The organism is Micromonospora sp. CA-259024 (assembly GCF_050936255.1).
GTDB lineage: Bacteria > Actinomycetota > Actinomycetes > Mycobacteriales > Micromonosporaceae > Micromonospora.
The window spans coordinates 2,231,512-2,249,113 of record NZ_JBNJND010000001.1; the positions used below are offsets into that span (position 1 = coordinate 2,231,512).

Genomic DNA, 17,602 nt, shown 5'->3' on the forward strand with positions numbered 1-17,602 from the left:
GGCGGAGAAACTGCCGGGCATGAGATGGGCCCGCCGAGCCGTACCCGCTGTCACCGCCGCCGTCGCGGCGCTCGCCGCGCGGGATCTGATCCAGCGCGATCACGCGTTACTCCGCAACTTCCCGGTGCTCGGCCGCGCCCGCTATCTGCTGGAGGCGATCGGGCCGGAGCTTCGGCAGTACATCGTGGCCGGTAACAACGAGGAACGGCCGTTCACCCGCGACCAGCGCCGCTGGGTGTACGCGTCGGCGAAGCGGGAGAACAACTACTTCGGCTTCGGCACCGACAACGACATCGAGTACACCCCCGGGTACCCGATCATCAAGCACCGCACGTTCGGCCGGGCCGTGCCGCCGTCGACACCGGCCGCCGGGCACGACGTGCGGTTGCCCTGCGCGAAGGTGCTCGGCGCGGCGCGGGGGCGGGCCCGCGCGTTCCGACCGGAGTCGGTGGTCAACATCTCCGGGATGAGCTTCGGCTCGCTCTCCGGCAACGCCGTCGCCGCCCTGAACAAGGGGACGGCGCTCGCCGGTTGTCTGCAGAACACCGGCGAGGGCGGCCTCTCGCCGTACCACCGCAACGGTGGTGACCTGGTCTTCCAGCTCGGAACGGCGTACTTCGGCTGCCGCGACGAGCACGGCCGGTTCAGCCTCGACCGGCTGAAGGACCTCGTCGCCGGCGCACCGGTGCAGGCGTTGGAGATCAAACTGAGCCAGGGCGCCAAGCCCAGCCTCGGTGGGCTGCTGCCCGGGGCGAAGGTGTCCGCCGAGATCGCCGCCACCCGGGGCGTCCCGGCCGGCCGGGACTGCGTCAGCCCGTCCCGGCACGCCGAGTTCTCCGACTGCGACAGTCTGCTCGACTGGGTGGAGCTGCTGGCCGCCGAGACGGGCCTCCCGGTCGGCATCAAGTCGGCGGTCGGCGACCTGGGCTGCTGGCAGGAGCTGGCCACCCTGATGCGCGACACCGGTCGGGGCGTGGATTTCGTGACGATCGACGGCGGTGAGGGCGGCACCGGTGCCGCGCCGCTGATCTTCACCGACTCGGTGTCGCTGCCGTTCCAGCAGGGCTTCTCCCGGGTGTACAAGGTCTTCGCCGAGCACGACCTGCACGAACAGGTGGTCTTCGTCGGTGCCGGCAAGCTCGGCCTGCCGGACAACGCCATCGTGGCCTTCGCGCTCGGCTGTGACATGGTCAACGTCGGTCGCGAGGCCATGCTGTCGATCGGCTGCATCCAGGCGCAGAAGTGCCACACCGACACCTGCCCCACCGGCGTCGCGACACAGAACGCGTGGCTGGCCCGGGGCCTGGACCCGGCGTCGAAGTCGGTCCGGGCGGCCAACTACCTGCGGACGTTGCGCCGGGACCTGACAAAGGTCGCGGAGGCTTGCGGCGTGGAGCACCCCAGCCTGATCGACACGGACGCCGTGGAGATCCTGGACGGCCGCACCGGCTCCACCCCACTGCACAAGGTGTACGGCTACCGGACGGAATGGGGCCTCCCCTCGGCCGCCGACCAGGCGGAGATCATCCGGCTGATGGCACCGGAGGCACCACAGGGCGGCAGCGCCCCGCCGTCGGCCACCGCCGTCGGCTGACCCGCGCCCGCCGATAACCCGTGGAGCCGGCGCCGGTGGCACCGTATCGTGACGCGGTGCTGATCAGACGCGAGACGCCCGCCGATGTCGATGCGATCCGGGCGGTGCACTCCGCCGCCTTCGCCGCGAGCGACGGCGGTGGCGTACCGGTCGAGGCGACCCTGGTTGACGCGCTGCGCGTCGACGAGGGCTGGCTGCCCGCGTACTCCCTGGTGGCGATCGACCCGGATGGCCAGGTGGTGGGGCACGTGGTGGCCACCCGTGCTCAGGTGGCCGGCCAGCCGGTGGCGCTCGGGCTGGGGCCGCTCGGTGTGCTCCCCGACTGGCAGCGGCGTGGAGTCGGCTCGGCGTTGATGCACGCGGTGCTCGGCGCGGCCGACGCCCGCGACGAGCCGCTGGTGGTGCTTCTCGGGCACCCCGACTACTACCCGCGGTTCGGGTTCCGGCCCGCCGTCGAACTGGGCGTCACCCCGCCGCAGCCGTGGGGCCCGCAGTACTTCCAGGCCCGCTCGCTCACCGCGTGGCGGGATTCGATCCGTGGCGAGTTCCGTTACGCCGGCCCGTTCGACGACCTGTGATCCAGGCCCGCATCCGCCGACGGCGACTCGGCGACCTCGATGGCTGCGTCGCGGGGCTCGCAGAGGTCCACCAGGCCGACCGGTACCCCCTGAACTGGCCCGCCGACCCGCACCGCTGGCTACGCGAGCCGCACCCGGCGCGCGCCTGGGTCGCCGTCGACGCCGACGGGCGGATCGTCGGACACGTCGCGGTGCACCGGGTGCCCGACCCGGCGGAGGGGCCACCCGCCCGGCCGACGGCCGAGGTCGCTCGTCTCTTCGTGTCGCCGGCCGCCCGGGGGTTGGCGCTGGGCAGCGCGCTGCTGGATCGGGCCCGCCAGTGGGCGAGTGCGCGCGGGACCGACCTGGTGCTCGAGGTGGCCTCCGGTGGTGCCGCGGCCACCGCCCTCTACGAACGCACCGGTTGGCGGTGCACCGCCACCAGCACGGCACCGTGGACCGCCCCCGACGGCAGCCCGGTGTCGCTGCGCCACTACACCCTGTGCCCCGACACCCCGCGCCCCGACGCCGCACCAGCCATCGCCGCGAGGCGCCGGGCGAGCAGGCCGGCGGCCTCACGCAGCTCCGGAGGCTCCAGCACCTCCACCTCGTAGGTCAGCCGTGCGAGGTGTGCGGCGAGCCAGTCCAGGCTCTCCCCGCCGACGACCAGCACGCACCACCCGTCGCGGTCGTCCTCGACACGCCCCACCTGGGATGGCACCAACGCCCGCACCTGATCGGGCTGGGCGTGCACCCGCACGCGGGCGAGATGCCGGTACGGTGCCTCGGTCACGGAGCGGCGCACGAAGGCGACCGGATCCGGGTGCTCGCGCGCCCGGAAGCGCCAGGTCGTCGCCACCGCCGCACGCATCCGGTCCAGGCGGAACGTCCGCCAGTCGTCGCGGTCGACGTCCCAGGCCATCAGATACCAGCGGCGGCCTGTCGTGACCATCCGGATCGGCTCGACCGTCCGTTCACGTTCCCCGCCGGCATGGCCGGGATAGGTGAACCGGACCCGCACGGCGTCCCGACAGGCACGGGCGAGTGTCACCAGCAGCTCCGCGTCGATCTCGGCCACCGGGCCGATGAGCGTCTCGGTGGCGCCGTGCACCGCCCGCACCTCGGCCCGCAGTCGCGACGGCATCACCTGGTCCAGCTTCGCCAGTGCCCGCAGGGCCGCCTCACCGGCCCCGGCGACCGTGCCACCGGAGGCGAGCCGCAGGGAGACCGCCGTCGCGATCGCCTCCTCGTCGTCGAGGAGCAACGGTGGCAGCCGGGTGCCCGCGCCGAGCTGGTAGCCGCCGCCGACACCCGACACCGCGTGCACCGGATAGCCGAGCGTACGCAGTCGCTGCACGTCGCGGCGTACGCAACGGGCGGTGACCCCCAGCTCGGTGGCCAGCTCGGCGGCCGTCCAGGACGCTCGCCGCTGCAGCAGCGCCAACAGTCGCAGCACCCGCTCGGTCGTCGCCTCGACGGTCATGCGTCGATCGTTGCACGAATAGCGGAACAACCCTGTCCGCTATCCACGAGAGGCTGGGATCCATGACCGACCAGATCAGGAAACAGGAAGCCCCCGTGATCCGCGACGTACAGATCACGTTCGACTGCGCCGACCCGGCCCGGTTGGCGACGTTCTGGACCGAGGCCCTCGGCTACCAGGTGCAGAGCCCGCCCGGGGACTTCGAGTCGTGGGAGCAGGCACTCGACGCGATGGGCGTGCCGCCGGAAAACCGTAACGACGCATCGGCGGTGGTCGACCCCGAGGGATCGCGGCCACGACTGTTCTTCCAGCGCGTGCCGGAGCACAAGCGGGTGAAGAATCGCGTCCACCTCGACGTACGCGCCGCCCCGGGGCTGGAGGGTGACGAGCGGATGGCGGCCCTGGAGGCGGAGGCCGAACGGCTCGTCTCGCACGGCGCCACCCGGCTCAGTCGTCACGAACCCGCTCCCCCACTGGGCGCCGGCCACCTCATCATGGCCGACCCCGAGGGCAACGAGTTCTGCCTCGACTGACCGGGCGTTCGCCCAGCTCACTGCCGTTATGGTCGGGCGCCGTGCGAACATGTGTACGTGTCGACCGGCGCCACCATCCTGCACGCCGACCTGGACGCCTTCTACGCGTCGGTCGAGCAGCGCGACGACCCGCGCCTCCGCGGGCGGCCGGTGATCGTCGGCGGTGGCGTGGTCCTCGCCGCCAGTTACGAGGCGAAGGCGCGGGGGGTACGCAGCGCGATGGGCGGCCAGCAGGCCCGCCGGTTGTGCCCGGACGCGATCGTGGTGCCGCCCCGGATGTCGGCGTACACGGCGGCGAGCCGGGCGGTGTTCGAGATCTTCCGGCAGACCACCCCGTTGGTCGAGGGGCTCTCCATCGACGAGGCGTTCCTCGACGTGGGTGGCCTGCGGCGGCTGGTCGGGCCACCGGCCGACATCGCCGAGCGGCTGCGTCGGGAGGTCCGCGAACGGGTCCGTTTGCCGATCACGGTGGGCGTGGCCCGGACGAAGTTCCTGGCGAAGGTGGCCAGCGGGGTCGCGAAGCCGGACGGGCTGCTGGTGGTCGCACCGGATGCCGAGCTGGCGTTCCTGCACCCGCTGCCGGTGGAGCGGCTGTGGGGCGTCGGTCCGGTCACCGCCGCGAAACTGCGGGAACGCCGGATCCGTACCGTCGGGGAGGTGGCCCGGCTCGGCGAGGCGGCGCTGGTGTCGCTGCTCGGGTCGGGCGCCGGCCGGCACCTGCACGCTCTGGCGCACAATCGCGACCCCCGGGCGGTGCAGGTGGGGCGCCGGCGCGGTTCGATGGGCGCGCAGCACGCGCTGAGCCGCACCCCGCATGCCCCGGCGGAGCTGGACGCGATCCTCACCGGCCTGGTCGACCGGGTCAGCCGGCGGATGCGGACGGCCGGGCGTTCCGGGCGCACGGTCGTGCTCCGGCTGCGCTTCGGCGACTACACCCGGGCGACCCGTTCGCACACGGTGGGCAAGGCGACGGCGGACACGACGCCGCTGCTCGGCGCAGCGCGTGCGCTGCTGCGGGCCGCGCTGCCCGAGATCGGTCGCCGCGGCGTCACCCTGATCGGCGTCTCGGTGGGCAACCTCGATGACAACCCGGTGCAGCCGGAGCTGCCGTTCCAGCCGGACCCGGGGTCCGAACTGGACGCCGCGGTGGACGCGGTCCGCGACCGGTTCGGATCGGCGGCGCTCACCCGGGCGGTACTCCTCGGCCGGGAACCGGGCGTGGAGATGCCGCTACTGCCGGATTGACCGATCTGCGTGCGGCGTCCTGCGGCGAAGCTGCGACCGGAGACACATCACAGCAGGTCGGCGGTTTAACCGGCGGCCGACGGGTGACCCTTGGGGGCGTACAGACTGACAAGGGGGGACCCACGATGTCCGACGACACCAGCAACCGACCGAGCCGCAACGCCGAGCGCCCACACGACGTGACCGACCCGCTGCTCTGGCAACTGGCGGTGGATGTGCTGAGCGCCCACGAGCCGGACGACGAGGGTCACTGCCGCAACCTCCAGTGCGCCGGGCAGGCCTGGCCATGCGCGGCCCGCACCAGCGCCGAGCAGTCGCTGCGGCTGGCCCGCAGCACGCCCACGTCGGTCGAGATGACCGTCGAAGGCGTCGGTGACGAGAGCCGCACCGGATGGCCAAGCGAGGCGGTACCGGCTCCACGCTGGGGTCGGAACGCCGGCGCGGTGACGTCGCAGCGGGGGCCGAAGGCGTCCGCCTCGGCGGCGTGACGCGACCTGCGTACCGAACCGCACACGCGCGAACGCTCGGCCGGTGACCCGGCCGAGCGTTCGCGTTCGTCCGTCAGAGGCTGAGCCGCTGACCCGGGAAGATCAGACCCGGGTCGGCGCCGATCAGCTGCCGGTTGCGCTCGTACAGCGCCTGCCAGCCGCCGGTCTGCCGGTGATTGTCGGCGATCTCCGAGAGGGTGTCGCCCGGCTTGACGGTGTACGTCCCGCCGCCCGCCGCCGGCGTGGTGCGCTCGTGGCTGCGCGTAGCCGATTGCTCGCCGCGCGACGACCGCTCCTGCTGCCTGCTGGGCTTCGCTGTCGACGTCGTGGACTCGGTCGACCTGGTGGCGGAGCCGCCCGACGAGCCGCCCTTCTTGCCGCAGGTCGGCCAGGCGCCGATGCCCTGCCCGTCGAGCACCTTCTCGGCGACGGCGATCTGCTCGCCGCGGCTGGCCAGGTCGGCGCGGGCGGCGTACTTCTTGCCGCCGAATCCGGCCCAGGTGCTCTGCGAGAACTGCAACCCGCCGTAGTAGCCGTTACCAGTGTTGATCTTCCAGTTGCCGCCGGACTCGCACTGGGCGATCGCGTCCCAGTTGACCCCGGCCTGCGCCGGGGCGGCCGGGCCGAAGAAGGCGACGGCTCCGGTGACCGCACCGACGGCCAGGGTGCCGACGGCGACGCGGCGGGTGGTGACCCGTCGATGACGGGGCGTGTGAACAGACGTCATGTGAGTTTCCTCCACGCCGGCGAGGTCAGCTGTCGGGTTCGGGCCGAGGAGCCCGGCCGCGCGGTGGCGGCTTCACCCCGAGGTGACGTGCACCGAGGAACGTTGGGTCCCCCGCTCCTGCCCGGGTGACTGGGTTCCGACGACCGGGGGCAGAATTTGGCGTTGCCGGCCGTGGTGTCCGCAGTGGCGAACCCGACCGACGTTAGGCACGGTCGGTGACGTTCGCCCAACCGCTGTGAAGTTCTTCACCGGGGTACGCGGGGCGCCGCACCCAGCGGTTGCGGGCGACCGGAACCTGTGCAGTGAGCACAGTGGACCGGTTTCGATCAGGCGTCGTGACGCAGCCAGGCCACGCTGCGGCGCAGCAACTCGACGTGCCCTGGCGACTCGTACGACCGGACGTCGTGACCAAGTGCGCTGTAGACGATCCGGCTGCTCCCGACGGTGCGCGCCCAGACCAGCGGGTGGGTAACGCCGCCTTCCTCGTGGACGTAGAGGGGCTCGATCTCGGCGCCGTCGACCAACTCCAGGTCGGTGTAGCGCTCGTCGAAGACCTCGATGTCGCCGAGACCGTCGGTGATCGGATGCCCGACACGGGTACGCCGGACGAGGCTGAAACCGATCGGGGGGTGGAACGAATGGTCGTGGTCCCAGGCGGCGCCGATCGTCGCCCGCCAGCTGGGCAGCCCGGGGAACGCGAGGGTGGCGCTGTGCGTGGCGAGCAGACTGCCCCCGCGAGCCAGGAGTGTGTCGAGGGCGCGGCCGAAGTCCTCGTCTTCCCCGATCGGGCCGCGGCGGTCGGCGCTCGCGTTCACCACCAACAGGTGGGCGCGGTCGAGGGCCGCGTCGAGGTGCTCGACGGAGGTCACGATCGCCACCGAAGCCGCGTCACCGATCAGCGCGGCCAGCGCGGTACTGGTCTCTGCCAGGGAGTGCCAGCGGTCGGCGTGCGGGCCGGCCCCACTGAAGATGACGGTGTCGACAGGCATGATCATCTCCCGGTGCCGAGGGCCGGCCGGCGGGCCCCGACCAATCGGGTGGCCCGCCGGCCGCAACGAATACGCCCGCTACAGGGTGCGCGCCAGCCGATCGGCGAGCATGCGGGTGAAGCGGGCCGGGTCGGTCAGCTCACCGCCCTCGGCGAGCACCGCCAGGCCGTACAGCAGCTCGGCCGTCTCGGTCAGGGCGACGGGGTCGCTGCCCTGCTCGTGGGCCTTGCGCAGCCCGGCGACCAGCGGGTGACCGGGGTTGATCTCCAGGATCCGCTTGGTCGGGGGGATCTCGTGCCCCATCGCCCGGTACATCTTCTCCAGGGTCGGGGTGAGGTCGTGCGCGTCGCCGACGACGCAGGCCGGTGACGCGGTGAGCCGGGACGACAGGCGAACCTCCCGGACACTGTCGGTCAGGGTGGTGCCCAGCCAGTCGAGCAGCGCGGCGAACTCCTGTCGCTGCTGCTCACGCTCAGCCTCGGCCTGCTGCTTCTCCTCGTCGGTGTCGAGGTCGATCTCGCCCTTGGCGATCGAACGCAGCGGCTTGCCCTCGTACGTGCCGACCCGCTCGACCCACACCTCGTCGACCTGGTCGGTAAGGAGCAGCACCTCGTGGCCCTTGGCCCGGAACGCCTCCAGGTGCGGAGAGTTCTCGATGGCGGCCCGGGAGTCGCCGGTGGCGTACCAGATGTCGCTCTGGCCGTCCTTCATCCGAGCGACGTAGCCGGCCAGGTCGGTGAGCTCCGCCGCGTCGTGGGTGGAGGCCGCCGATAGGATGTCCAGCAGGCTGTCGCGGTTGTCCGTGTCGTCGATCAGCCCCTCCTTGACCACCGCGCCGAACTCGGTCCAGAAGGTGCGGTAGCGCTCGGGGTGGTTGGCCTTCAGGTCCTTGACCGTGGTGAGGATCTTCTTCACCAGGCGGCGACGGACGATCTGGATCTGCCGGTCCTGCTGGAGGATCTCCCGGGAGATGTTCAGCGACAGGTCGTGCGCGTCGACCACGCCCTTGACGAAGCGCAGGTAGGTGGGGACCAGCGCCTCGCAGTCGTCCATGATGAACACGCGCTTGACGTAGAGCTGGACGCCACGGCGACCCTGCGGGGAGAACAGGTCCAGTGGGGCGTGGCTGGGCAGGAACAGCAGCGCCTCGTACTCGAAGGTGCCCTCGCCCTTCATGTGCACGACCTCGAGCGGGTCGGCCCAGTCGTGGCTGACGTGCTTGTAGAACTCGTTGTACTCGGCGGCGTCGACCTCGTCACGGGGCCGCGCCCAGAGCGCCTTCATCGAGTTGAGGGTCTGCACCTCGCTGGTGGCGGCCTCGCCGTCGGCGCCGGGGCGCTCGACACTCATCCGGATCGGCCAGGCGATGAAGTCGGAGTATCGCTTGACGATCTCCCGGATGGTCCACTCGGCGGTGTAGTCGTGCAGGTTGTCCTCGGTGTCGACCGGCTTGAGGTGCAACGTCACCGTGGTGCCCTGCGGCGCCTCGTCGACCGGCTCGATCGAGTACGTGCCCTCGCCGGTGGACTCCCAGCGGGTGCCGGCGGTCTCCCCGGCCTTGCGGGTCAGCAGGGTGACCTTGTCGGCGACCATGAACGCGGCGTAGAAGCCGACGCCGAACTGACCGATCAGGTCCTGCGAGGCGCGGGCGTCGGAGGACTCGCGCAGCTGGCGCAGCAGCTCGGCGGTGCCCGACTTGGCGATGGTGCCGATCAGCCCGACCACCTCGTCGCGGGTCATCCCGATGCCGTTGTCCCGCACGGTGAGCGTGCGGGCGTCCCGATCGACCTCGAGTGCGACGTGCAGGTCGCTCGTGTCGGCGGCGAGGTCCTTGTCGACCAGGGTGGCCAGCCGCAGCTTGTCCAGCGCGTCGGACGCGTTCGAGATGAGTTCCCGCAGGAAGACGTCCTTGTTCGAATAGATCGAGTGGACCACCAACTGGAGGAGCTGACGCGCCTCGGCCTGGAACTCCAACGTCTCGGCCTGGTTGCTCACACCGTCTCCCATCTCGGCTCGTACGGAGGTTCGCGGAAAGGATACGAGTCGTCACCAGCCGGGCGGTGGCCGCATCCGGGTCCTATTCCCGATCCGGGCGCGCCGCCCACGTGAGATAGCTGACTTTTGTTTACAGAAGTCAGGTGGGATAACCTGACGCCCATGAAGATCTCTGGAAGCACCGCCCTCGTCACCGGCGCCAACCGGGGCCTCGGCCGACACCTTGCCGCCGAACTCCTCGCCCGGGGCGCCACCGTCTACGCCGGCGCCCGCAACCCCGACACCGTCGACCTGCCCGGCGTCACGCCGGTCCGCCTCGACATCACCGACCCCGCCTCGGTGGCCGCCGCCGCCGAGCTGGCCGGCGGCGTGAACCTGCTGATCAACAACGCCGGCATCGACACCCGGACCGACCTGCTCGACGGCGACCTGGACCTCGTCCGGCTGGAGTTGGAGACCCACTACATCGGCACCCTGTCGACGATCCGGGCGTTCGCGCCGGTCATCGCCGGCAACGGCGGCGGGACGGTCCTCAACGTGCTCTCCGTGCTGTCCTGGTTCGGCTCTCCGATCCACGCGGCCTACAGCGCCGCCAAGTCCGCCGAATGGGCGATGACCAACGTGCTGCGCGTCCAACTCGCCGACCGGGGCATCCGGGTCGCCGGCCTGCACGTCGGCTACCTGGACACCGACATGGCCGCCGACATCACCGGCCCCAAGTCCGACCCGGCGTCGATCGCCCGGATCGGCGTGGACGGCATCGAGGCCGACGCGTACGAGATCCTCGCCGACGACCTCAGCCGCCAGGTGCAGGCCGGACTGGCCGGCGGCGTCGCCGCGCTCTACCCGCAGCTCCCCTGACCCGCGACACCACGGCCACGGCGGGCCGCCGCCGGGGGTCCGGCGGCGGCCCTTCAGGGGTACGTGGTCAGCTCGCCTGCAACGTCACGTCGTCGATCACGAAGCTGGTCTGCAACGAGGCGTCCTCGGTGCCGGTGAACCTCAGTGTCACCGTCTGCCCGGCGAACCCGGCCACGTCGAAGCTGCGCTGGACGTAGCCGGCGGCGGCGTTGAGGTTCGAGTACGTCGCCAGCGTCGTCGAACCCACCTGCACGGTGAGCTTGTCGTACGCCGTGGAACCGGTGGTCTCGGCGGTGTCGATGTGCAGCCAGAACGACAGCGTGTAGCTGGTGCAGCCGGCCGGCACGGTCACCGACTGCGACAGGGTGTCGCTGTGGGTGCTGCCGTACCCGTCGAGCCACGCCTTGTACGACCCGGTGCGGGCCGGCTGGCCGCTGGCGTTGGTGATCACGCCGGAGGACGCGGTCCACGGCGTACTCCCGCTCTCGAACCCGCCGTTACCGATCACCTGGCCGCCGGCACAGCCGCCGGTGCCGGTCACGGTCAGCGTGAGGCTCGCGGTGCGGGTGACCGAGCCGGTGCCGGTGACCGTGACGGTGACGGTGACGGTCGCCGCGCTGGCCGAGGCGGTCAGGGTCATCGTGGCCGAGCCGCCGGAGGTCACCGAGGACGGGCTGAACGAGACGCTCACGCCGCTGGGCGCGCCGGAGGCCGCAAGGCTGACCGACTGCGCCGAACCGGCGGTGGTCGCGGTGACGACGGTGGCGGTGGTGCTGGCGCCCCGTGCGACGGTACGCGTGGTGGGGTTGACCGCGACGGAGAAGTCGTTGGTCGGGGTGCCGCCGCCCACGGCGAGCTGCCACAGCGCGTACGCGACGCCGTCCGCCGAGCGGTTCAGCACCGTGGCGCTGACGTTGGCGGTGGTGTCGCAGGCCCGGTGGTAACACGGGTCGTACGCCGAGTTGGCCGTGCCACCCCACTTGGCCGCCTGGGTGCTGGTCTTGCGGGCGCTGGCGCCCGCGGCGTAGCCGGAGGTGGGGATGCCGGCCTGCTGGAAGTAGTAGTCGTCGGAGCGGCCCTGACCCTCGACGTTCTCCTCCGGTTGCAGACCCAACGAGTCCCAGTACGCCTTCAGCGGCGCCGCGGTGGTCGAGGTGACCCGGTTGACGAAGTAGCCGCCGTTGACCGAGCCGACCATGTCGAAGTTGTAGTAACCCTTGAGGTAGCCGCGCTGGGTGGCGTTGAGCGAGTTGACGTAGAACCGGGAACCGTTGAGCCCCTGCTCCTCGTCGGTCCACCAGGCGAACCGGACCCGCTTGGTCATGGTCGGGTTCTGTGCGGCCAGGGCCAGCGCGTTCTCCAGGAGGGTGGCCGAGCCAGTGGCGTTGTCGTTGATGCCCGGGCCGGCTGAGACTCCGTCCAGGTGAGCGCCGAACATGACCACCTGGTCGGCCGGGCCGCCGGGCCACTCGGCGATCAGGTTGTTGGACGGGTACGTGCAACTGGAGCAGTACTGCTCGCTGACGGTGTAGCCGGCTGCCTGAAGCCTGGTCTTGACGTAGGTGAGCGAGGCGGTGTAGCCGGCCGAACCGGCCCGTCGGTTGCCGCCGTTGCTGGTCGCGATGGAGTGGAACTGGGTCAGGTGCGCCTGGACGTTGGTGACGGAGATGTCCGGTGCTGCCACCGCGGCGGCGGGCGCGGCGATCGGCCGGGCCAGCGTCGTCGCGGCCGTGGGCGACGCGGCCACCGGCTGGGCGGCCAGCGTCACCGTCATCCCGGCGAACACGGCGAGCGCGACTCCCGCGCTCAGCGTTCTGCCTCTCATGAGGGCTCCTCGGGGTTGGAGAGATACCCGAGACACTTACAGATGTCGATGTACTGAGCATCGGTCGTTCGTCCCGAACCCCCACCGGTTCGACGGTGGGTACCGGCGTCGGCACAGGTGAGTAGAGATGCCAGGATGGGTAGGTAATGCCAGCAGGGTCGTCGGGCCCGGAACGGGGGCTTGCGATGGGGCCGGGTCGAGCGTGACACGACCCAGCACCGACCTGTTCGCCGGCGGTGGTGACACCGGCCGGCTGATGGCGGAGCTGGACTGGGCCCGCACACCGCTCGGCCCGGTGACCGGATGGCCGCAGAGCCTGCGCGCCGCCGTCCGGCTGGTGCTCTCCTCGCGATACCCGATGCTGCTGCTCTGGGGTGAGAGCTTCTCCCAGCTCTACAACGACGCGTACTCCGCGCTGATCGGCGACAAGCACCCGGCCGCGCTCGGCGACGACGTGCGGGTGACCCTGGCCGAGGGCTGGGACGTGCTCGCCCCGCTGATCCGGGAGGCCATGGCGACCGGGGTGGCCAGCTGGGTCCCCGCACTGCGGCTGCTGCTGGAGCGGGCCGGCTACCGCGAGGAGGCGTACTTCAGCGTCTCGCACGCCCCGGCCCGCGACGACGACGGCCGCACCGTCGGCGTGCTCACCGTGTGCAGCGAGGTCACCGAGCAGGTCGTCGGCGAACGCAGGCTGCGCCTGCTGCGCGACCTGTCCGTCGTCGGCGACGGGCGCACCGTCGACGTCGACGCGACCGGCGCTCGGCTGATCGACGTGATCGACGGCCACCCGCTGGACGTGCCGTTCGCCGCCATCTACCTGCACGACGGCGCGGTGCTGCGGCGGATCGCCTGCACCGGCAGCGACCAGGGGCACGCGCGAGTGCTGCCGGACACCGTCGTGTTGGCCGACCCGGGCCCGGTCGCGGACGCCTGGGGGCTGGCGGACGCCGCCGAGGGCCGACCGACCCAGGTGACCGACGTCGCCGACCGGCTGCCACTGCCCGCCGGCCCGTGGCGCGACCCGGTCCACACAGCGCTGGCGCTGCCGCTGCCCTCGGGCGACGAGGACCAGCCGCTCGGCGTCCTGCTGGCGGGGGTCAGCCCCAGCCGAGGGCTCGACGAGGCGTACCGGTCCTTCAACCAGCTCCTGGCCCAGCAGATCTCCATGGCGCTGCGCAACGCCCAGGAGTACGAGGAAGAGCGGCGCCGCGTCGAGGCGTTGGCCGAGCTGGACCGGGTGAAGACCGACTTCTTCGCCAACGTCAGCCACGAGTTCCGTACCCCGTTGACCCTCATCCTCGGGCCGCTGGCCGACGCCCTCACCGACGCCACCGCGCCGCTGGCACCCGGGCAGCGGGAGCGGGTGGAGACCGCCTGGCGTAACGCCACCCGGCTGTTGACCCTGGTCAACAACCTGCTCACCTTCTCCAGCCTGGAGGCCGGGCGAGCCCGCAGCGACGCCCGCGTGGTCGACCTGGCCGCGCTCACGGCCGAGCTCACCGGTGTGTTCCGGGCCGCCGTCGAGCGGGCCGGGCTGACTCTCGAGGTGATCTGCCCGCCGCTGCCCCGGCCGGTCACTGTCGACCCGGTCAACTGGGAACGCATCGTCACGAATCTGCTGTCCAACGCCCTGAAGTACACGTTCGTCGGCCACATCCGGGTCACCCTGGACTCCGACGACGAGGAGGTACGCCTCACCGTCGCGGACACCGGCATCGGCATCGCTGACCGGGACCTGCCGAAGCTCTTCGAACGCTTCCACCGGGTGCGGGGTGCCCGCTCGCGCAGCCACGAGGGCACGGGCATCGGCCTGGCCCTGGTGCACGAGTTGGCCCGGCTGGAGGGCGGTGAGGTCCGGGTCTCGAGCCGAGTGGGCGTCGGCACCACCTTCACCGTCGCGCTGCCCTGGTCGGCGGCGCGCCGCCCGGCGGTGACCGGTCCGCGCCAGGATGGGCGGGGTGACGCGGCCCGCGCCGCTGTCCAGGAGGCGACGAGTTGGCTCGCCGAGCCGGGCGGCAGCCTCCCAAAGCCCGACCTCGCGTCCGGGCCGACGGTGGACGAGTTCGCCGGGGCCCGGATTCTCCTCGCCGACGACAACACCGACATGCGGGCGTACCTCAGCCGGCTGCTCACCGGGCAGGGCTGGCGGGTACGGGCGGTCACCGACGGCCGGCAGGCTCTCGACGAGGTCCACCGCGAACAGCCGGATCTGGTCCTCACCGACGTGATGATGCCGGGGCTGGACGGCTTCGACCTGGTGCGCCTGCTGCGCGCGGACCCGGCGACCCGGGCACTGCCGGTGCTGGTGCTCTCCGCCCGCGCCGGTGGAGAGGCCAGCGTGGAGGGCCTGAGCCTGGGCGCCGACGACTACCTGGTGAAACCGTTCGCCGCGGCCGAGCTGATCGCCCGGGTCCGGGCCGCCCTTCGCCGAGCCCGTGACCGCACCCAGCGGGTCGCCGCACCAGCCACAGCGGCAGGTGACGCCGCACCGGCATCGCCACGGCCCACCCTGGTCAGCGACCTCGCGCCGGCCGGGAAACCACCTGCCGAGGACGAAAGTCCCGTGGCCGGCCCGGCCGACGCCGTCCCCAGCACCACCGGCGAACCCCGCATCGACGCGTCCGTGGTCGCCGAGGCCCCGGCCGACCGGGACGGGCTGGGCGACATCCTGGACGTCGAGCGGACGTACCCAGCCGCGCCCACCTCGGCGGCGGCGATGCGTCGGGACGTCCGGCTGACGCTGGACGACCTCGGTGTCGACCCGGACGTGCTGGAGGAACTGCTACTCGCCGCGTCCGAGGCGATGAACAACGCCGTCGAGCACGCGCAGCGGCCCAGCCGTCCGGAGGTGCGGCTGCGGGTCCAGGTGGGCGGCGGCCTGATCCGGATCTCGGTACGGGACTTCGGCACCTGGCGGGACCGCCGGCCGGCGATGGACCGGGGACGGGGCGCGCTGCTGATGAACGCCTACGGCGACGTGCGGCTGGTCTCCACCGCTGCGGGGACGACGGTGACCATCGAGCGCCGGCTGACCGGCCCGGCCTGAGCGACGAGCCGCCGGCGCGTCAGAGTCGCCGGCCGCTGCCGTCGCGGGCGATGATCCCGTCGAGCCGCTCCCCCGGAGTCAGCTTGCCCGGGTCGAACCAGAAGATCACCACCTGCTTGTCGACACTCCATCGGGCCAGTCGGGCATCGACCTGCCGGCCGTCCACTGTACCGATGATCCGCTGGGCGGGGCCGACGAAGTAGCCGAAGGTGGGCACCGGCTCGCCCGATGAGCGTTCGTCATAGCCGATCTCGTGAAACCCGGGGCTGCGGTCAGAACCCTCGACGCCGTTGACCAGGAGGTCCGTGGTCAGCCTGCCGTCCGGGGCGCGGCGACCCGCGGCCAGCCCGATGGACACCCGAGGCTGGCCGGGAACCGACACCCCGACGACGTAGTACACCCGCTGGTCGGTGCCGTGCCGCACCCCACTGTCGATCACCTGGCCCAGCGGCTTCGGAGGCGGCTCGCCGCTGGCCATGGTCGGCGGCGGCGTGGAATCCGGCATCATCGGCGAGACGCCCGCCGATGGCGGCGCGACGGCGACCGGCGGTGGACGCTCCGTCGGCGGCGGATCATCCGGCCGGGCGCCGAGGGCAACCACGACGACGACGGCGGCCAGCCCGGACGCGAGGGTCGCCGCCCCGGCCCCGGCGACCCGCCGGCGGGTACGCAACCGTCGCCCCTCGCGCATGACGGTGGCCAGGTCGAGCATGGCGTCGGGGCGTTCGGTCGCCCGCATGGCGTGGCGGAGCCGGTCCAGCTCGCTCATCGAGGGGCCTCCTTGTCGGCCATCCGCGGCGCGGCGGTGCGCAGCTTTTCCAATGCTCGCGAGCTGGTGCTCTTGACCGTGCCCACGGATACGGCGAGTTCCCGGGCCACCTGCGCCTCCGGAAGGTCGAAGTAGTAACGCAGCACGACGATGGCCCGCTCGCGGGGGCTGAGCGCGCCGAGGATGCCGACCAGCCAGCGCCGGGTGGCGACCTCGTCGGCCACGTCGTCGCGCCGCTGCTCGGGGACCTCCTCCGTCGGATACTCCCGCATCGGCCGCCGCCACCCGTCGACCAGGTGGTTGACCAGGGTGCGGCGGGCGTAGCCGTAGGCGTCGTCGTCGTGGATCCGGGACCACGACGCATAGGTGCGGACCAGGGCGGTCTGCGCGGCGTCCTCGGCCTGGTGATGGTCCCCGGTCATCAGGAACGCGGCATGCACCAGTCGCGCGGACGCCGCCCGCGCGAACTCGACGAACTCGGCGTCACCCCGCGCCACTGTGAAACCTCCCCCGTGCCACACCGCTATGGACGGGCGAGGACAGCAAATGGTTGAGCCTTGGGTCACATCAACTTTTCGCCACGGTCACCCGTCTTCTCCTCCGCGCCGCCGCCGGGCGAAGCGCGAGGGGAGAGACATGTCGACGAAGGTTACCCGCCGATGGCGTTCCGCCTCAGCGGCGTTGCTGCTGGCGGTGGCGCTGCTCACCGGTTGCGGACTGCCAGCCGCCGGGCAACCCCCGACCGGTCCCGTCGCCGCCGGACCGTTGCCGGCCGGGCCACCCGCACCCACCGCTTCCGGCCAGCCGGCTGGGGTAGCCGCAACCTCCGGTGCGACGCCCACCACCGCACCCGCCGTCCCGATCAGCTACCCCGCCACCGGCGGCAACCGCTGGTCGGTGGCGCCCGCCGAGACGGCACCCGCAAGCGCGGCCGGCGGCCGGTTGCTGCGCTACCGGGTCGCCGTGGAACGCGACATCCGGGGCCTGCCGATCGGTGAGATCGCCACGGCGGTCTCCGCGACGTTGAACGATCGACGCGGGTGGACGGCCGGCGGAACGTGGCGGCTGCGCCGGGTGGGTGCCGGCGAACCGACCGACTTCACCATCTACCTGGCGACCCCCGGCACCCGCGACACACTCTGCCAGGACGTGCCGGACGGCTACACCTCGTGCCGCAACGGTAACCGGGTGGTGCTCAACGTGGCGCGCTGGGTCAAGGGAGTGCCGGGCTACGGCGCGAGCCTGGTCACCTACCGGCAGTACATGGTCAACCACGAGGTGGGGCACCGGCTCGGGCTCGGTCACGAGCGGTGCCCGGGGCTGGGCGAGCCGGCGCCGGTGATGCAACAGCAGACGCTGGGTCTGCATGGCTGCACCGCGAACGCCTGGCCGTACCCGGAGGGCAAGACCCGCTACCGCGGGCCGGTCGGGGCGTACGACGACGGGATCCCGCAGCGGGAGGGTGCCCGTCTGGCGCACTGACCGGAGGC

The 17,602-nt window shown here is 72.0% G+C and carries 15 protein-coding genes, 1 pseudogene and 1 riboswitch; of the genes and pseudogenes, 9 read left to right on the forward strand and 7 right to left on the reverse strand.

Going from position 1 to position 17,602, the window contains the following annotated elements; genetic code table 11:
* The first annotated feature begins 19 nt into the window (after positions 1 to 19).
* The 3 genes and pseudogenes from ACQEUX_RS09755 to ACQEUX_RS09765 form a co-directional block, all read left to right on the forward strand.
* Positions 20 to 1,594 (forward strand): glutamate synthase-related protein, encoded by a 1,575-nt coding sequence (locus ACQEUX_RS09755; RefSeq protein WP_433044433.1) that lies wholly within the window; start codon positions 20 to 22, stop codon positions 1,592 to 1,594.
* 56 nt (positions 1,595 to 1,650) lie between these two features.
* The gene (locus ACQEUX_RS09760) at positions 1,651 to 2,172 is read left to right on the forward strand and encodes a GNAT family N-acetyltransferase (protein WP_433044436.1); all 522 of its coding nucleotides are present in this window, start codon (positions 1,651 to 1,653) and stop codon (positions 2,170 to 2,172) included.
* Positions 2,169 to 2,579, forward strand: a pseudogene (locus tag ACQEUX_RS09765) (GNAT family N-acetyltransferase); the annotation flags it as partial. The gene ACQEUX_RS09760 and the pseudogene ACQEUX_RS09765, both read left to right, overlap by 4 nt.
* Positions 2,580 to 2,644: 65 nt before the next feature.
* On the opposite strand, the gene ACQEUX_RS09770 reads toward ACQEUX_RS09765, so the two are convergent.
* Positions 2,645 to 3,634, reverse strand: a complete 990-nt coding sequence (locus tag ACQEUX_RS09770; RefSeq protein WP_433044439.1) for a helix-turn-helix transcriptional regulator — start codon at positions 3,632 to 3,634, stop codon at positions 2,645 to 2,647.
* Between the two features lie 62 nt (positions 3,635 to 3,696).
* Between ACQEUX_RS09770 and ACQEUX_RS09775 the strand changes: the two genes are divergently transcribed.
* The 3 genes from ACQEUX_RS09775 (at position 3,697) to ACQEUX_RS09785 (ending at position 5,900) form a co-directional block, all read left to right on the forward strand.
* The gene (locus ACQEUX_RS09775; protein WP_433044442.1) at positions 3,697 to 4,167 is read left to right on the forward strand and encodes a VOC family protein; all 471 of its coding nucleotides are present in this window, start codon (positions 3,697 to 3,699) and stop codon (positions 4,165 to 4,167) included.
* A 57-nt stretch (positions 4,168 to 4,224) separates the two neighbouring features.
* The gene (gene dinB, locus ACQEUX_RS09780) at positions 4,225 to 5,412 is read left to right on the forward strand and encodes a DNA polymerase IV (RefSeq protein ID WP_433044445.1); all 1,188 of its coding nucleotides are present in this window, start codon (positions 4,225 to 4,227) and stop codon (positions 5,410 to 5,412) included.
* 125 nt (positions 5,413 to 5,537) lie between these two features.
* Positions 5,538 to 5,900, forward strand: a complete 363-nt coding sequence (locus tag ACQEUX_RS09785) for a hypothetical protein (protein ID WP_433044448.1) — start codon at positions 5,538 to 5,540, stop codon at positions 5,898 to 5,900.
* A 73-nt stretch (positions 5,901 to 5,973) separates the two neighbouring features.
* On the opposite strand, the gene ACQEUX_RS09790 is transcribed toward ACQEUX_RS09785, so the two are convergent.
* From ACQEUX_RS09790 to htpG, 3 genes are all read right to left on the reverse strand, one after another.
* Positions 5,974 to 6,627 carry a transglycosylase family protein gene (locus ACQEUX_RS09790; RefSeq protein ID WP_433044451.1) on the reverse strand — a complete coding sequence of 218 codons (654 nt, stop codon included), beginning with the start codon at positions 6,625 to 6,627 and terminating at the stop codon, positions 5,974 to 5,976.
* Positions 6,627 to 6,779, reverse strand: a riboswitch (cyclic di-AMP (ydaO/yuaA leader). Its footprint overlaps the gene before it by 1 nt.
* A gap of 174 nt (positions 6,780 to 6,953) precedes the next feature.
* Positions 6,954 to 7,616: a ThuA domain-containing protein gene (locus tag ACQEUX_RS09795; RefSeq protein WP_433044454.1), complete on the reverse strand. Its 663-nt coding sequence runs from the start codon at positions 7,614 to 7,616 to the stop codon at positions 6,954 to 6,956.
* Positions 7,617 to 7,694: 78 nt separating this feature from the next.
* Complete coding sequence (gene htpG / locus ACQEUX_RS09800) at positions 7,695 to 9,623, reverse strand: molecular chaperone HtpG (protein ID WP_433044457.1); 1,929 nt, start codon at positions 9,621 to 9,623, stop codon at positions 7,695 to 7,697.
* Positions 9,624 to 9,773: 150 nt separating this feature from the next.
* Between htpG and ACQEUX_RS09805 the strand changes: the two genes are divergently transcribed.
* Positions 9,774 to 10,472 (forward strand): SDR family oxidoreductase, encoded by a 699-nt coding sequence (locus tag ACQEUX_RS09805; protein WP_433044460.1) that lies wholly within the window; start codon positions 9,774 to 9,776, stop codon positions 10,470 to 10,472.
* A 67-nt stretch (positions 10,473 to 10,539) separates the two neighbouring features.
* On the opposite strand, the gene ACQEUX_RS09810 is transcribed toward ACQEUX_RS09805, so the two are convergent.
* On the reverse strand, positions 10,540 to 12,297 hold the full coding sequence (locus ACQEUX_RS09810) for a M28 family peptidase (protein WP_433044463.1): 1,758 nt from the start codon (positions 12,295 to 12,297) through the stop codon (positions 10,540 to 10,542).
* Between the two features lie 202 nt (positions 12,298 to 12,499).
* Between ACQEUX_RS09810 and ACQEUX_RS09815 the strand changes: the two genes are divergently transcribed.
* A complete protein-coding gene (locus tag ACQEUX_RS09815; protein WP_433044466.1) occupies positions 12,500 to 15,343 on the forward strand; it encodes an ATP-binding protein in 2,844 nt (947 codons plus the stop codon).
* A 19-nt stretch (positions 15,344 to 15,362) separates the two neighbouring features.
* On the opposite strand, the gene ACQEUX_RS09820 is transcribed toward ACQEUX_RS09815, so the two are convergent.
* Positions 15,363 to 16,112, reverse strand: a complete 750-nt coding sequence (locus ACQEUX_RS09820; RefSeq protein ID WP_433044469.1) for a hypothetical protein — start codon at positions 16,110 to 16,112, stop codon at positions 15,363 to 15,365.
* Positions 16,109 to 16,609 carry a SigE family RNA polymerase sigma factor gene (locus ACQEUX_RS09825; protein WP_433044472.1) on the reverse strand — a complete coding sequence of 167 codons (501 nt, stop codon included), beginning with the start codon at positions 16,607 to 16,609 and terminating at the stop codon, positions 16,109 to 16,111. Before ACQEUX_RS09825 ends, ACQEUX_RS09820 begins: the two co-directional genes overlap by 4 nt.
* A 139-nt stretch (positions 16,610 to 16,748) precedes the next feature.
* On the opposite strand from ACQEUX_RS09825, the gene ACQEUX_RS09830 reads away from it, so the two are divergent.
* Positions 16,749 to 17,594, forward strand: a complete 846-nt coding sequence (locus tag ACQEUX_RS09830; RefSeq protein WP_433044474.1) for a DUF3152 domain-containing protein — start codon at positions 16,749 to 16,751, stop codon at positions 17,592 to 17,594.
* Positions 17,595 to 17,602: the final 8 nt, after the last annotated feature.

Coding starts and splice junctions, on each gene's coding strand:
- ACQEUX_RS09775 (WP_433044442.1), top strand. CDS start 3,697: ATGACCGACCAGATCAGGAAACAGGAAGCCCCCGTGATCCGCGACGTA.
- ACQEUX_RS09785 (WP_433044448.1), top strand. CDS start 5,538: ATGTCCGACGACACCAGCAACCGACCGAGCCGCAACGCCGAGCGCCCA.
- htpG (WP_433044457.1), bottom strand. CDS start 9,623: ATGGGAGACGGTGTGAGCAACCAGGCCGAGACGTTGGAGTTCCAGGCC.
- ACQEUX_RS09755 (WP_433044433.1), top strand. CDS start 20: ATGAGATGGGCCCGCCGAGCCGTACCCGCTGTCACCGCCGCCGTCGCG.
- ACQEUX_RS09820 (WP_433044469.1), bottom strand. CDS start 16,112: ATGAGCGAGCTGGACCGGCTCCGCCACGCCATGCGGGCGACCGAACGC.
- ACQEUX_RS09830 (WP_433044474.1), top strand. CDS start 16,749: ATGTCGACGAAGGTTACCCGCCGATGGCGTTCCGCCTCAGCGGCGTTG.
- ACQEUX_RS09790 (WP_433044451.1), bottom strand. CDS start 6,627: ATGACGTCTGTTCACACGCCCCGTCATCGACGGGTCACCACCCGCCGC.
- ACQEUX_RS09805 (WP_433044460.1), top strand. CDS start 9,774: ATGAAGATCTCTGGAAGCACCGCCCTCGTCACCGGCGCCAACCGGGGC.
- ACQEUX_RS09795 (WP_433044454.1), bottom strand. CDS start 7,616: ATGCCTGTCGACACCGTCATCTTCAGTGGGGCCGGCCCGCACGCCGAC.
- ACQEUX_RS09770 (WP_433044439.1), bottom strand. CDS start 3,634: ATGACCGTCGAGGCGACGACCGAGCGGGTGCTGCGACTGTTGGCGCTG.
- ACQEUX_RS09810 (WP_433044463.1), bottom strand. CDS start 12,297: ATGAGAGGCAGAACGCTGAGCGCGGGAGTCGCGCTCGCCGTGTTCGCC.